At 64.4% G+C, this 14,248-nt stretch carries 15 protein-coding genes and 1 pseudogene; 11 read left to right on the forward strand and 5 right to left on the reverse strand.

From position 1 onward, the window contains the following. Positions 1-128: 128 nt before the first annotated feature. Entirely contained in the window at positions 129-806 is a 678-nt protein-coding gene (locus tag ACWTU7_RS05315) for a hypothetical protein (RefSeq protein ID WP_082982516.1), read from the forward strand. Positions 807-937: 131 nt separating this feature from the next. Here ACWTU7_RS05315 and ACWTU7_RS05320 read toward each other — a convergent pair whose 3' ends face one another. Further along, positions 938-1,390 (reverse strand): nucleoside deaminase, encoded by a 453-nt coding sequence (locus tag ACWTU7_RS05320; protein WP_455838026.1) that lies wholly within the window; start codon positions 1,388-1,390, stop codon positions 938-940. A 176-nt stretch (positions 1,391-1,566) separates the two neighbouring features. Between ACWTU7_RS05320 and ACWTU7_RS05325 the strand changes: the two genes are divergently transcribed. The 5 genes from ACWTU7_RS05325 (at position 1,567) to ACWTU7_RS05345 (ending at position 7,942) form a co-directional block, all read left to right on the forward strand. Beyond that, entirely contained in the window at positions 1,567-3,552 is a 1,986-nt protein-coding gene (locus ACWTU7_RS05325) for a pseudouridine synthase (RefSeq protein ID WP_455838027.1), read from the forward strand. After that, positions 3,533-4,087 carry a 16S rRNA (guanine(966)-N(2))-methyltransferase RsmD gene (gene rsmD, locus ACWTU7_RS05330; RefSeq protein WP_455838028.1) on the forward strand — a complete coding sequence of 185 codons (555 nt, stop codon included), beginning with the start codon at positions 3,533-3,535 and terminating at the stop codon, positions 4,085-4,087. Before ACWTU7_RS05325 ends, rsmD begins: the two co-directional genes overlap by 20 nt. A gap of 96 nt (positions 4,088-4,183) precedes the next feature. Continuing rightward, complete coding sequence (locus ACWTU7_RS05335; protein ID WP_455838029.1) at positions 4,184-5,548, forward strand: M16 family metallopeptidase; 1,365 nt, start codon at positions 4,184-4,186, stop codon at positions 5,546-5,548. 262 nt (positions 5,549-5,810) lie between these two features. Beyond that, the gene (locus tag ACWTU7_RS05340; protein ID WP_455838030.1) at positions 5,811-7,058 is read left to right on the forward strand and encodes a M16 family metallopeptidase; all 1,248 of its coding nucleotides are present in this window, start codon (positions 5,811-5,813) and stop codon (positions 7,056-7,058) included. Further along, positions 7,058-7,942 carry a patatin-like phospholipase family protein gene (locus ACWTU7_RS05345; protein WP_455838031.1) on the forward strand — a complete coding sequence of 295 codons (885 nt, stop codon included), beginning with the start codon at positions 7,058-7,060 and terminating at the stop codon, positions 7,940-7,942. The genes ACWTU7_RS05340 and ACWTU7_RS05345 overlap by 1 nt, the downstream gene beginning before the upstream one ends. A 267-nt stretch (positions 7,943-8,209) precedes the next feature. On the opposite strand, the pseudogene ACWTU7_RS05350 reads toward ACWTU7_RS05345, so the two are convergent. Continuing rightward, positions 8,210-8,257: pseudogene (locus ACWTU7_RS05350) on the reverse strand (hypothetical protein); the annotation flags it as partial. A gap of 21 nt (positions 8,258-8,278) precedes the next feature. Between ACWTU7_RS05350 and ACWTU7_RS05355 the strand changes: the two are divergent. Next, on the forward strand, positions 8,279-8,545 hold the full coding sequence (locus ACWTU7_RS05355; RefSeq protein WP_455838032.1) for a winged helix-turn-helix domain-containing protein: 267 nt from the start codon (positions 8,279-8,281) through the stop codon (positions 8,543-8,545). Between the two features lie 10 nt (positions 8,546-8,555). Here ACWTU7_RS05355 and ACWTU7_RS05360 read toward each other — a convergent pair whose 3' ends face one another. Further along, a complete protein-coding gene (locus ACWTU7_RS05360; RefSeq protein ID WP_455838033.1) occupies positions 8,556-9,707 on the reverse strand; it encodes a helix-turn-helix transcriptional regulator in 1,152 nt (383 codons plus the stop codon). Positions 9,708-10,062: 355 nt separating this feature from the next. Between ACWTU7_RS05360 and ACWTU7_RS05365 the strand changes: the two genes are divergently transcribed. Both ACWTU7_RS05365 and ACWTU7_RS05370 read left to right on the forward strand, forming a co-directional pair. Then, positions 10,063-10,422 carry a hypothetical protein gene (locus ACWTU7_RS05365; RefSeq protein ID WP_455838034.1) on the forward strand — a complete coding sequence of 120 codons (360 nt, stop codon included), beginning with the start codon at positions 10,063-10,065 and terminating at the stop codon, positions 10,420-10,422. Positions 10,423-10,542: 120 nt separating this feature from the next. Then, entirely contained in the window at positions 10,543-10,950 is a 408-nt protein-coding gene (locus tag ACWTU7_RS05370) for a c-type cytochrome (RefSeq protein WP_455838035.1), read from the forward strand. A 19-nt stretch (positions 10,951-10,969) separates the two neighbouring features. Here ACWTU7_RS05370 and ACWTU7_RS05375 read toward each other — a convergent pair whose 3' ends face one another. Next, positions 10,970-12,115 (reverse strand): CapA family protein, encoded by a 1,146-nt coding sequence (locus ACWTU7_RS05375; RefSeq protein WP_455838036.1) that lies wholly within the window; start codon positions 12,113-12,115, stop codon positions 10,970-10,972. Between the two features lie 134 nt (positions 12,116-12,249). Between ACWTU7_RS05375 and ACWTU7_RS05380 the strand changes: the two genes are divergently transcribed. Both ACWTU7_RS05380 and ACWTU7_RS05385 read left to right on the forward strand, forming a co-directional pair. After that, positions 12,250-12,684 carry a phosphosulfolactate synthase gene (locus ACWTU7_RS05380; RefSeq protein ID WP_455838037.1) on the forward strand — a complete coding sequence of 145 codons (435 nt, stop codon included), beginning with the start codon at positions 12,250-12,252 and terminating at the stop codon, positions 12,682-12,684. Continuing rightward, positions 12,623-13,039, forward strand: a complete 417-nt coding sequence (locus ACWTU7_RS05385; RefSeq protein ID WP_455838038.1) for a phosphosulfolactate synthase — start codon at positions 12,623-12,625, stop codon at positions 13,037-13,039. The genes ACWTU7_RS05380 and ACWTU7_RS05385 overlap by 62 nt, the downstream gene beginning before the upstream one ends. A gap of 176 nt (positions 13,040-13,215) precedes the next feature. Here ACWTU7_RS05385 and ACWTU7_RS05390 read toward each other — a convergent pair whose 3' ends face one another. Next, entirely contained in the window at positions 13,216-14,112 is an 897-nt protein-coding gene (locus tag ACWTU7_RS05390) for an MBL fold metallo-hydrolase (protein ID WP_455838039.1), read from the reverse strand. Between the last annotated feature and the right edge of the window lie 136 nt (positions 14,113-14,248).

A 14,248-nucleotide genomic window follows, 5' to 3' on the forward strand; every position in this document is an offset into this window, starting at 1 on the left:
GGTTGAGGTAAACACGCGAAACTCCGGCCGACAAATTGTCGCCGGATTTCCGTCGGAAGCATAAGCGATGGGGGACCGGGCCTTTGGCCGGTGGCGATCGAGAGGCTGCTAGAGTGGGACTTTTTGCCATGACCGAAAGAACTTGCGCGCGCGTTGCGCTGCTGGCGCCGCTTGTCGTATCCGGCCTGGCCCTGTCCGGCTGCATGGGCTCGCCGACCTACGGGACCGACAAGACCGCCTCCGCCCAGCTTGCCGGCGATCTCACCAGCGCTTTTACAGTCATGCCGAAGAACAAGGAAAAGATCGACTACAAGCCGCGCCCCGAACTGGTGAAGCCGGCGCCGGGTCAGAAGGAACTGCCGCCGCCGCAGGAAAGCATCGCGACGGCAAGCGCCGATTGGCCGGAATCGCCCGAGCAACGCCGCGCTCGCCTGCGCGCCGAGGCGACGCTCCATCAGGACGATCCGGACTACCAGGCGCAGATCGTCGATGACGTCCAGACGGATCCGTCGGCGGTCAAGACTGCGATGGCGCAGTCGGCTTCCAGTCATCCGCCGGCCTGGACGCCCGCGGATTCGGACAAGGGCCGCGCCGCCGAGGTCAAGCGTCGCCTCGCCGAAGCCAAGCAGGGTGATCCGAACACCCGCAGATATCTCAGCGAGCCGCCGGTGCAATACCGCGCCGCTGCCGCCACCGCGCCGGTGGACGACCTCGGCGAGGACGAATACAAGAAAGAACGCCGCCTCAAGAAGGAAGCGGCCGCCAAGAACAAGAGCGGCGGCATGTTCGACTGGCTGCCGTGGTAAGCTGCCGGCGCTAATGCATGTAGCGCAAAAGTGTGCAGCGGTTTTGCGATAACGACATGCATAAAACAGCAACCTAAAGCGCGTCGCATTAGGCCGGTCAAACGCGACGCGCTTTAGGAAATCCGTCGACGCTACGGTTCGCGTCGCTCTCTGAAAAAATCCTTTAGGAGCAGCGCGGCGTCGTTTTCGGCCATGCCTGGATAGATGTCTGGCACATGGTGGCACGTCGGTGAGGCGAAGAAGCGCACGCCGTTGACCACGGCGCCGCCCTTCTCGTCGGCGGCGCCGAAATAGAGCCGGCGCAACCTGGCGAAGGAAATGGCGCCGGCGCACATGGCGCAGGGCTCCAGCGTCACATAGAGATCATGGCCGGTGAGCCGCTCGCTCAACAGCTTGCGGCAGGCCTCGCGGATCGCCAGCATCTCGGCATGGGCGGTGGGGTCGGAAAGCTCGCGGGTGCGGTTGCCGGCGCTGGCAACGACCATATCGCCGCTGGCGATGACCGCGCCGACCGGCACTTCGCCGCGCAAGGCGGCGGCTTCGGCCTCCTTCAGCGCCAGCGCCATGAAATCCGGCCGCTTCAAGCGGTTTCCATTCCTATTATCTCCTCGCTACTCCGGCGTGATCCTGTTATCTAGCGCATGACCCCGAAAACCGGAATCGGTTTCGGAAGGGATCATGCGCCAAATCAAAGTCCTACAGCGTCCTTTGCGCGTCCGTACGGACGCGCGGCGCTGTAGTGCAAACGAGCAAAAGCCACATGGACGACAAAGACAAGAAATTCCCGCGCCAAAAGGGTCCCCGCAAGAACGGCCCGAAACCGTCGGGCCCGCGTGGTCGTGATACCGCTGCCAGCAAGGGCGGTAAGCCGTCCTTCGGCGCGAAAAAGCCATACGCCCCGCGCGGCGACCGCCCGATGGCGGCTGACGGCGAGCGGCCGAAGCGCGACTTCAAAAGTGGCGACCGGCCGTTCGGCAAGGGGCCGCGCCCTGAAGGCAAGCCTTATGAAAAGCGCGAGGGGCCGCGCAAACCCTATGCGCCACGCGGCGATCGCCCGATGACCGCCGAAGGCGAGCGGCCGACGCGCGACTTCAAAGCCGGCGACAGGCCGTTCAGCAAAGGGCCGCGTCCGGAAGGCAAGCCTTACGAAAAACGCGAAGGTCCGCGCAAGCCCTATGCGCCACGCGGTGACCGGCCGGCAGCTGCCGCAGGCGAGCGCGGCGAAAGGCGCTTCGACCGTCCCAAGGGAGACTTCAGTGATCGCCCCAAGCGCGATTTTGCCCGTGATCGGCACCAAGGGGCATCGGCCGGCGGCTTCAAGCCTCGCCCGCGTCCCGCCGAAGCGACGGAAGAGGCTGGTGAGCGCATTGCCAAGCGGCTGGCCCGCGCCGGCCTTGCCTCGCGCCGCGATGCCGAGGAGCTGATCGCGGCCGGCCGCGTCAAGGTCAATGGAAGGGTGCTGTCCTCGCCCGCCTTCAATGTTATGCCTGGCGACATCATCCATCTCGACGGCATGGAGATCCCACCGATCGAGCGCACCCGGCTGTTCCTGTTCCACAAGCCGGCCGGCGTCGTCACCACCAACCGTGATCCCGAGGGCCGCAAGACCGTCTTCGACGTGCTGCCGGCCGACCTGCCGCGGCTGATGACCATCGGCCGGCTCGACATCAACACCGAAGGCCTGCTGCTGCTCACCAATGATGGAGGACTGGCGCGGGTGCTCGAACTGCCGGCGACCGGCTGGCTCAGGCGCTACCGCGTGCGCGTCCACGGCAAGGTCGAGGAAAGTGCGCTCGTCGGCTTGCGCGAAGGCATTGCCGTCGACGGCGTCTTCTATGGCGCCATCGAGGCAACGCTCGACCGCGAGCAAGGCACCAACGCCTGGCTGACGCTCGGCCTGCGCGAAGGCAAGAACCGCGAAGTCAGGAACATACTGGGCTCGCTTGGCCTCGACGTGACGCGACTGATCCGCATTTCCTACGGACCGTTCCAGCTCGACGACCTGCCGGAGGGTCATGTGCTGGAGATCAAGGGCCGGGTGCTGCGCGACCAGCTCGGCGAACGCCTGGTCGAGGAGTCCGGCGCGAATTTCGACGCTGACATCACCAAGCCGTTTTCCAACAGGCCGGTGCGGCGCGAAGCGGTGCGGGAAGAGGAACCTGAGCGGCCGAAATTCACCCGCGACGGCGAACGCCGCCCGATCGGCGAAGGCGGATTGATCAAGAACCGCAAACGCCGCGAAGGCAGCCGCGACGAGGCGCTGGGCAAGCTGTCGACAAGTCCCGGCAGAAGCTTTGGGCCGGAAAAGAGCTTTGGTGAGCGTGGCCCAAAATCACGCAGCGGGCCTGAACGCGGCGGCTTTGGCGATCGCGGCCCCAAGTCTGAACGTAGCGGGCCGGGCGGCTTTGGCGGAAAACCGGGCGGCGGGAAAAAGTCCGAACGCGAGCAGCGTCCGATCGAGCCGCCGGGCCAGCGCAAGGCCAACGTCTGGATGGCGCCGGGCGCGCGGCCGATCGGCAAGGGCAGGGCGGACGCCGATGCCGCCAAGGCGGCCGAAGCCAAGGAACGCAAGGCCTCATTCAAGCCGTCTTACGGCAAGCCGGCCAAACCCGGAGGGGCAAAGCCGTTCGGCAAGCCGCATGGCGAACGCCCATATTCCGGCAGCAGTGATAGCGGCAAAGGCGGCGACCGGCCGCGCAGCGGCCCCAAGGGATCAAGGGGAGGCAATGCGGATCGTCGGCGGTGAGTTTCGCGGGCGTCCGCTGGCGACGCCCCGCTCAAGCGCCATCCGCCCGACCACCGACCGCACCCGCGAGGCTGTCTTCAACGTGCTGGCGCATCGCTTCCCCGACAGGCTGATCGGCGCGCGCGTGCTCGACCTGTTCGCCGGCACCGGCGCGCTCGGACTCGAGGCGCTGTCACGCGGCGCATCTTATGGCGTCTTCATCGAAGAATCGGCGGAAGGGCGCGGCCTGATCCGCACCAATGTCGAGGCCTTCGGCCTCACCGGGCGTACCAAGATATTCCGTCGCGACGCTACGGCTCTGGGCGACGCGGGCACGATGGCCGCGTTCGGCCTGGTGTTCGCCGATCCGCCCTATGGCAAGGGACTGGGTGAGCGTGCCTTGCGCTCGGCCAAGGCCGGCGGCTGGCTCGCCCCCGGCGCGCTCTGCGTCGTCGAAGAGGCGGCAGCGGCGCCGTTCGAGGCAGGGCCGGGCTTTTCGGTTGTCGATGAGCGCAGCTATGGCGAGACGGTTATCCGCTTCATCGAAGCCGCCTGAGTTCGGCCTCCTTTGCGCGCGAAAATGACGAACAAATCACTTTGCCTGTATCGCCATCCCCGCCTATCGTCCCGCCCATGACAACCGGAGCCATTGATGACACCTCAGGCTGAATGGCTGCGCGGAACGCTCTTGGCGCTGGCTCTCGTGATGACCGGCCCGGTGCTGGCCGACAACAAGCCGGACGACGGCAAGGTGACGAATTTCCTGCTAGACAACGGCATGGAGGTTGTCGTCATTCCCGATCACCGGGCGCCGATCGTCACCCATATGGTGTGGTACAAGATCGGCAGCGCGGATGAGCCGCCCGGCAAGTCCGGCATCGCCCATTTCTTCGAGCATCTGATGTTCAAGGCGACGACCAATCACGCCGCCGGCGCGTTCGACCGCGCCGTCTCCGCGATCGGCGGTTCGAACAACGCTTTCACCTCCTATGACTACACCGCGTTTTACGAGACGGTGGTGCCGCAGGCGCTCGAGCAGATGATGGATTTCGAGGCTGATCGCATGCGCAACCTCATCCTCAACGACAATGTCATCGCCACCGAGCGCGACGTGATCCTGGAGGAACGCCGCTCGCGCATCGACAGCAATCCGCAGGCGGTGCTCGGCGAGGAGGTCGACGCCACGCTGTGGCAGAACCAGCCCTATCGCATTCCGGTGATCGGCTGGATGCAGGAGATGGAGAAGCTGAACCGCGCCGACGCCAAGGCTTTCTACGACAAATATTACACGCCCAACAACGCCGTGCTGGTGGTGGCCGGCGATGTCGACCCGGAGGTGGTCAAGGCGCTGGCCGAAAAGACGTATGGCAAGATTGCGCGTGGTCCAGACCTGCCGCCGCGCATCCGTCCGGTCGAACCCGAGCAGAACACCAGGCGCACGGTGACGCTCACTGACGCGCGTGTCAGTGTGCCGAACTTTTCGACGCAATGGGTGGTTCCCTCCTATCACACTGCAAAGCCGGGCGAAGCGGAAGCGCTGGACTTGCTGGCGGAGATCCTCGGCGGCGGTAGCCGCAGCCGGCTCCACCAGCAGCTTGTCGTCAAGCAGGGCATCGCCGCCGAGGCCGGCGCCTTCTTCCAGGGCACCATGCTCGATGCCACCAACTTCACCGTCTATGGCGCGCCGCGCGGCGACGCCAAGCTGGCCGATGTCCAGGCGGCGGTCGAGGCCGAGGTCGCCCGCATCGCCAAGGACGGCGTCACGTCAGGCGAACTGGAGAAGGCCAAGGATCGTTTCGTCCGCTCGATGATCTTCGCCCGCGACAAGCAGGATTCGATGGCCAACATCTACGGCGCGACGCTCGCCACCGGCGGCAGCGTCAGGGATGTCGAGGGATGGCCGGGCCGCATCCGCAGGGTCACCGCCGACGAAGTCAGGGACGTTGCAGCGCGCTATCTCAATCTCAACCATTCGACATCAGGCTATCTCTTGCCGCAGACACAGGCGGGGAATTGATTTGATGAGGAATCAGCATAGCGGCGCGTTTTGCCTTCTCCCCTTGTGGGAGAAGGTGGATTGGCGCGAAGCGCCAAGACGGATGAGGGGTGTTGGCCGGAGCGCCATCGGTGCCAAGCTGGAACACCCCTCATCCGACCGAGCTTCGCTCGGCCACCTTCTCCCACAAGGGGAGAAGGGAAGGTCGCGCGCCACCCCTCTATTCACCCTGCTCCTCTCCCTATTCTTCCTCATCCTGCCGTCACTCACCGCTCGCGCGGCCATGAGCATCCAGGAGGTGACGTCGCCAAAGGGCATCACCGCCTGGCTGGTTGAGGACTATTCCGTGCCGTTGGTCGCCATCCGCTTCGTCTTCGACGGCGGCACGACGCAGGATCCCGCTGGGAAGGAAGGGCTTGCCAATCTGATGAGCGGCCTGTTCGACGAGGGCGCCGGCGATCTTGACAGCGAGGCCTTCCAGATAAAACTGGACGACGTCGGTGCCGAGATGAGCTTCGAGGCGGCGCGCGACGGCACCTACGGCTCGATGCGCATGCTGGCCGAGCAGCGCGACGCAGCGTTCGACCTGTTGCGGCTGGCGGTCACAGAGCCGCGTTTCGACCAGGCGCCAATCGACCGCATCCGCGCGCAAGTGCTGTCCGGCATCATCGCTAACGAGCTTGACCCCGACACGCTCGCCCAGCGCAAATGGCTGGAGGCACTATACGGCACCCATCCCTATGCGCGGCCCGACCAGGGCACCAGGCAAAGCATCGCCACGATCACGCCGGACGATCTCATCGCCTTTCACAAGGCGAACTTCGCTCGCGATGGTCTGCATGTGGCGGTGGTCGGTGCCATCGATGCCGAGACGTTGAAGAAAAAGCTCGATATGGTCTTCGGCGGCCTGCCGCAACACCAGGCGCTCGCGCCCGTCGCCGATGTCGATCCGAAACTCAACCAGCAGCTCGAGGTCAATTACGACCAGCCCCAGACGTCGCTGCAACTCGCCTATCCCGGCGTCAAGCGGAGTGCGCCGGATTTCTTCGCCGCGGTTCTGATGAACGAGATCCTCGGCGGCGGCGCCTTCACCTCGCGGCTGTTTGAAGAGGTGCGCGAAAAACGCGGCCTGGCCTACAGCGCCAGCTCCGACCTGGTCGACCACCAGCACGCCAACGCCCTGGCCATCACCACGGCGACCCGCGCGGACCGGGCGGCGGAGACCTTTGCCGTCGTGCGCGACGTGGTGAAGCGCATGGCCGAGGAGGGGCCGACCGAAGCGGAACTGGCGGCGACCAAGAAATACTTGATCGGCGCCTATGCCATCAACAATCTGAACTCCTCCGGCGCCATCGCCGCGACGCTGCTCGAACTGCAGCTCGACAAGCTCGGCATCGACTACATGCAGCGCCGCGCCGCCCTCATCAACGCGGTGACGTTGGATCAGGTCAAGGCGGCGGCGAAAAAACTGCTCTCCGCCGAGCCGGCCATCATGATCGTCGGGCCGAAGCACGGCGAGGCCAAGGAGTAATGAGCCCGAGCTTCGGCATCGCCTTCGGCGGCGGCGGCGCGCGCGGGCTGGCGCATATCCATGTCATCGAGGCGCTGGACGAGCTGGGCATCAGGCCGGTCGCGATATCAGGCTCATCGATTGGCGCCATCATGGGCGCCGGCATGGCTTCGGGCATGGCCGGCAGCGACATTCACGACTATATGCGCTCGATCCTCGGCCGCCGCGCCGAGGTGGCGGCGCGCATGTGGCGGGCGCGGCCAGGCACCTTTGCCGAGGCGCTGCAGGGCGGGCTGCGTGTCACCCAGTTCAATGTCGAGCGCATCCTCAAGGCATTCATGCCCGACGCCATACCCGAAAGCTTCGCCGAGCTGAAAATACCGCTGAAGGTGACGGCCACGGATTTCTTCGGCCATAAGCTCGCCGTGCTTAGCGGCGGCGACCTGCATTCGGCGCTTGCCGCCTCGGCGGCTATTCCCGCGGTATTCCGCCCGGTGATGCGCGACGGCAGGCTGCTGATCGACGGCGGCATCTACAATCCGGTGCCGTTCGATCTGATCGAGCACGACGCCGATATCATCATCGCCGTCGACGTCGTTGGCGCGCCGACCAAAAGCGGGCGCAAATACCCGACCTCCGTCGATCTGATGTTCGGCGCCACGCAATTGATGATGCAGTCGATCATCGCCGCCAAGCTGAGGCAATGCCAGCCGGACATACTGGTCAGGCCGGCGGTGTCGAAATACCGCGTGCTCGATTTCATGAAGATCGACGCTTTAATGGCCGAAACGGCTGATATCAAAGATGAGCTGAAGCGGGAGATCGAGAAGGCGGTGGAGGCGCGGGCCAAGGTCGACACGGGCAAGCGCACCAAGCAAGTGGGGGGCGTGGCGCGGAAAGTCTGACGTTTGTGGCCTCAATCGAACGAGCGCACTGCGATAAGCCCAGCAGACCCTTTCGCGATATGACTGTTCCGCTGCCGCCTGGACCGCTCGCAGGTCGATTGAACGGTTGAGGATCAGCGCCCCGGCATGGCTTTCGCACGCTGTTCGCGGCTGTTGCCGCACATCCGGGCAGATCGCAGCCAGCCCCTCCATCGAGAGCACGTCGGGTATTCTGGTGTGGCTGACGCAAAGCGCACCGTCGGCACCCCACGCCGCCTCGAACGACATATCACGCGCGGCCTCGTCCTGTTGGATCCCCTTGCGGTCGTAGATCACGATCGGCGTCCCGTTGCGGGTATGGCCGACGCCATCGCCGCCGACGGCGTGGCCATTCCGCTGACGCCGATGGAGCTCGATCTGGTGGCGGCCTTCGCCACCCGGGCCGGCCAGGTCATTGGTCGCGACGAATTGCTCGACCTGGCGCCGCCCAGGGGCGACGAGCCGTTCGACCGAAGCATCGACAGCCGCATCACCCGGCTGCGCCGCCGGCTCGAAAAGGACGCGGCCAAGCCGGAACTGATCAAGACGATCCGCGGTGTGGGATACCTGTATCCAAGACGGTGAATGAGTGTGATCAGGAACCAGGCTGCCCCGCGGGCGGAACGATCTGCATGACAAGGCGCATCAGATCGGCCTGCCGGGAGGCGCCGGTCTTCTGGAAGATATTGTCGAGATGCGTCTTGGCGGTCGCGTTGGCAATATGAAGGCTGGCGGCGGTCTCGGCCAGGGTGTGCCCGGCCACAAGGCTGGCGAGCACACGGGTTTCGGCCAGCGTAAGCCCAAAGGCTCTCGCCAGCATTCCGGCGGCGTCATGCTCGTCCGGTGCATTGCCGATGAACACCGCGGCTACCGCCGCGGGTTCCATGCCGGCGCGCAGGTCGCCGCCGGCCATCGGCAGCACGCGGGCGAAGACGGGCGGCAGGCCGGATTCGGTGAGGAGGACGGCAAGCCCTGTCTTGCCGATGCTGACCTCATCCTGAGCCGCAAGCATGATGGCGCTGTGAAGCTCCCTGGAAGCCGACGGGATCTTCGCTTGCAGAATGCCCCGGACATCCTGGATCGGTCCGCCGCTCTGCAGCATGTGCTTGGCCGAGCGGTTGGCGTGCAGGACGGCGCCACGTTCATTGGTGAGGACCACGGCGCATGTGAGCGCATCGAGCGCCTCGGCCATTCCTGCGCGCTCGACAGTGCCGATGTCCAGCATGTTGCTGATTATCACCGAACGGCGCACATGCGGCAGCAACAGTCTGCCAAGCTTGATTTCGCGCTCGGTGATAATGCCTTGCCGTTTGTGTCGGGCAACGGCGAAGCCGGCAAGACGGGTAGGGGTGTGGATCAGGAAGAACGACATGACATCGACCAGGCCTTGCGGCTTCAGGTACTCCTGAAAATATCGGGAGGTCTCCAGGTAGGTTTGAGGGATATGGCGTGAGACCACATGCGGCATATCGAGCGAAGGCCATGTCGAGAGATCCTCGAGCAGCCGGGCGTGGATCTCGGGGATATATTTCCCCTGTTGCTCCAGCCAGTATGGCTCTATTCCCACGGTCCTGTAGATCAGCAGCCGGTCGTTGGCGAGGTCGTCAAGGTGCAGGACCGCAGTCTGGGCATCGAGCGCATCCCTGATGCCAGCGAGCGCGTGTTCCCATAGCCCCGGGTTGAGTGCGCAATCGTAGATTGAGCCGATCAGCTTCGACAGATCATGATGCGACAATGCCTTGGCCATCGACGGCCCCCCGCATGTCGACAGCGCGTCCGATGCGGAAGCAGCGCGCTCTCACAGGTGCTCTCGCCTGTCCAAATGTTAGCGATCGCTTAAATTCCGATTATCTCCCCCAAACAGGGGATGCGCAAGCACCCGGGCGGTGAAATACTCGCGCCCAGAAGATAAGGTCACACTTAACTGTGACAACCAGTGAGGTTCAGCGCGTTCCTGGCTCGCGGGCCTTCGCCACTGTGATGCAGCCGGGGGGATTAATCAAGAATTCTGCCTGCGTGCGCCGACTATCACGGCGCGCGACCGCCTATTGCTGAAACGTTAAGCCGGGCTCGACCCGGACAATTCGGGATGGAGCAGCATTATGTATAGATACATTGCTTTTGCAGCACTCTGCATGGCGGCGATGCCCGCGCATGCCGACGAGCTTGGAGCCATGAAGGCTGAAAGCATCGATCTCGCCGGCTTCCTTGGTGTCGTCTATTATACGCCTCAGGAGGACGGCTATCGGGTGGTCACCACAATCGCGCAGGGCGAGGCTGGCTTGCCCGTGCGTTTCGTGGCGACACTGACCGAGAACCAGATAGTCGCGGTCTCCGTGCCGGGCAAGGTGGGAGAGTCGGACCAGATCATCAAGATATCCCGTGTCGGCGGCAAGCTTGTCGTCAGCCCACAACCGATAGACGGCATCGTGGTTTCTTCTCCGAAGCCCGCCGTCGACTGATGACCGCCGTCGAGTGATCCAAGGTCGAGTGATCCAAGGTCGAGTGATCCAAGGTCGAGTGATCCGGGGGCATGCGCGTTGCGACGGCGCTGGATGAGCCTGCAACGTGGGCGACAGACGATGCCCCTGTGGCTCGTCCTCCCGTCTGTCGCCATCTTTTCGGTTGGCGCGGCCTTCGCCGCGTCTTCGCAAGCCGAGCTGGCTTCAGGCAAGTTCTACGAAATTGTCGGCGGCAAGGTCGATGCGCGGACTTATAATGGCTTCCGTCGCTACCATGGCAGCTGCAATCACTGCCATGGTCCCGACGGCATGGGCTCGACGTTCGCCTCGGCCCTTGTCGACCGGCTGCCCGGCATCGAGGTCTTCCGGCGCAGCGTTCGCGACGGCGTGCGCAGCGGCCCTTCAGTGATGAAGGGCTTCGCCGACGACCCCAACGTCGCTCCTTACATCGACGACATCTACGCCTATCTGCAGGCCCGCGCCGACGGTGCGCTTGGCCGAGGCCGGCCTGAGCGGCTTGAACGCTAGATATCGCAGGCTGCCAGCTTCACCAAAGGACAGTGAGACGGTTATCGAGCGCCACATGAGTGCCGAAGGGCGAGCTCTCTCGCTCAAGCACGGCCGCGAGCCAGGCGACATCTTCGGGCGAGGCGCGGTTTAGCCGGAATTTGCGGAGCTCGAACGGCACCAACTCGAGCGAAAGGAGCCTGCCCTCAGGCATCGCGAGCCGCGGCAGGTACATCAGCGCAAGCCCACCGCGAAAGATCTTGTAGCCTGTGATTCCCTCATAGTCGGTGAGGAAGTCGCCGCATCCATAAAGGATCAGCCGGCCGTTATGGATTTCGATCGGCTTGGGATGGTGGGAGGAGTGCCCGTGCACGACGTCGAAACCTGCAACATCGATGAGAGCATGGGCAAGCGCTCGTTCTTCCGTGGGGACTTCGTAGCCCCAGTTGCCGCCCCAGTGGATCGAGGCCACCGCGAGGTCGCCAGGCTGTTTTACGGCCTCCTCGGATCGGGCGATCTGCGCGAGCGAGCGGGCCGAAACATCCGCCAGCAGGTTGACCCCTGGCTTGTAGGTTCCGGCTGCCCATGAAGCTGGAACGCCGCTCGTCTCGAGCGCGAAGCCGAAGGCGAGCACGCGGCCTCCGCCGGCCAGTTCGATTACGGCAGGCGCCGCCGCCTCATCCGCGTCAAGCCCGGCCCCGGCATAGGCGAGGCCGGCATGCCGGAGCGTATCGAGGGTTTCGACGAGGCCGGGCTCATCCCAGTCGAGCACATGGTTGTTGGCGAGCACGCAGCAGCTTACCCGCGCCGCCGCCAGGCAGCCGATGTTTGCGGGGTTCATTTTGTAATTGATGCCCTTGGGCGCCAAAGACAGGCTGGTGGTAATGCTGGTCTCGAGGTTGATGATCCGCGCGTCGGGAGCTTCACGGTCCAGTTCGGCGAGTGCATCGCCCCAGACATACGCATCGTCGACCTTTCTCGGGATTGGGCCATTGATGCGTTCGGCAAGCTCGACATAGGTCGTCGCGGATCTGACGTGGCGCTCGTACAGGTGCGGATCACCCGGATTGGCGAGGATCTGGTCGATCCCGCGCCCGAGCATGACGTCGCCGCACAGGAACAGCTTTGCGCTGCTTCGGACAGGCCGTTCAGGTCCTGCGGCGGCATTGTTCGCGATCTGCGGCATCCCAGACCTCCTTCCCCGCCAACACCCCGTGACGCCAAGGGCTCCAGCCCAATTTGCGCGGATCGGATCGCGCGCCCAGTCGTTAACGCACGAGAACCGAGTTAACCAAGGAGAACCGACAGCCGAGGCCAGAAATGACCGACACAGCCTTCTCCTTCATCCCGCGCGCCGCACGCTCTCCCAAGCCGCGGAAAACCGGCCTGACCGAGATTCGCGGACCCTATTACAGCGCCTATGGGCCGCGCCATTTGGCCGACCTCCTGGAAACCATGGGCAACTGGATCGACGGCATCAAGTTTGCCGGCGGATCATTCGCCCTGATGCCGCCGGAAGCGGTGAAATCGATCAACAAGCTGGCGCATGATCACGGCGCCTATGTTTCGACGGGCGGCTGGATCGAGAATGTCCTCCGTTTCGGCCCGGACGCCGTGGGCCGCTACGTCGAGGAAGCCAAGGCGCTGGGGTTCGACGTGATCCACGGAAGCGCTGCTGCGCCTGGTCGAAACCGTGAAAAAGGCCGGGCTCAAGGCCAAGCCGGAGCTCGGAATCCAGTTCGGGGCCGGTGGTGACACGTCGGCCAAGGAGCTCGAAGCCGAAGGCACCAGGGATGTCGGCTGGCTGGTCGCACAGGCCCGGCGTGCCCTCGATGCCGGCGCCGATATCATCATGATCGAGAGTGAAGGGATCACCGAAAACGTCACGTCCTGGCGCACCGAAATAGTAGCCCGCATCATCGACGAGCTCGGCCTGGAGAAGGTGATGTTCGAGGCCGCTGACCCGGCGGTCTTCGAATGGTACATCAAGAACTACGGCAACGAGGTCAATCTGTTCGTCGACCACAGCCAGATCGTGCAGCTTGAAGCGCTACGCTCCGGCATCTGGGGAACCAAGAGCACCTGGGGGCGGATTCAGAATATTGGGTGAGAGGGCTGAGCGGCCTCGTTCCAGCTTGGGTTCCTCGCCCCACGAAAGTGGGGAGAGGTGGCTCGGCGAAGCCGAGACGGAGAGGGGACTGCGCCTTACGAAAGCCCTCTCTCCGGCCGCTTCGCGGCCACCTCTCCCCCACCTTTCGGTGGGGGCGGGGAACCCAGGTCGTGCCCTCAGCCCCACTTCATCTCGCCGGTGGCGACCTTGGAGCCGATGTCGAGCGCAACGCCCATGCCGAGGCCGGGGAAGCGGGCCTCCATGGCGCCCTTGAGCGCGGCCGCGTCCTTGGCCTTGGCCAGCTCTTCCTCGAACGCGATGAGATAGGATTTGGTGTGCTCGACGCCCGAAAGGTCGGTGGCGGCCCGCGGCGTCATGTGGCCAGGCACGACGATTTCAGGCTTGGCGGCAACAATCTTTTCGAGATTGGCGAGCCAGGCGGCGCGCTGTTCCTTGCTCGACGTGTCGGCGGTCCAGACATGCACGCCCGCAAAAATCATCACCCCGCCGAACACCGCATTCAGCGACGGCACCGAGAGATAGCGCCGGTTGGCAAGGCCTTTCGCGTCGACGATCTCGATGGTCTCGCTATCGACGGTGAGCGCCTTGCCGTCGAAGACTTCGGGGATGACGACATCGGCGAGCGCCTGCGGGCCGTTCTCCTTGAGCTGCGGCCCCCAGACGGCGATTTTCTTGTCGACGCTGCCATTGATGGCGGCCACCGTCTCGGCAGCGGCTATCACCCGTGCCTGCGGAAAAACCTCCTTGATGGCCTTGAGGCCGAAATAATAGTCCGGGTCGGACTGGCTGACATAGATGGTGGTGAGCGTCTTGCCGGTCGCCTTGATCGCCTCGGCCACGCCGCGGCCGTCGGAATAGGTGAAACCGCCGTCGATCAGCAGCGCCTCGGAGGCGCCGGTGATCAGCACGGGGGCGCGAAAGAAGCCGTTTTCGCCGGCCGGAAAATGCTTCCAGGAAAGCCCTGCGGCGGCATGGCCAAGCCCGGCGGGAGCGAAGACGGCGGCGGCGCCGGCGGCGAGGGTGGTTTTCATGATGGCTCTCCGTGTGAACATGGATGTCTCCTGGGAGATGCGGAATTCGGGCGAGGCGGGCGCATCTCCCCCACGCAGCCTCGATGTCCGGAAGATGGCAAAGCCGGAATGCGTATTGAAGGCCAACAAAATGGACGTAATGTATGCCATTGCCTGA

The organism is Mesorhizobium sp. BHscii, from assembly GCF_053848065.1.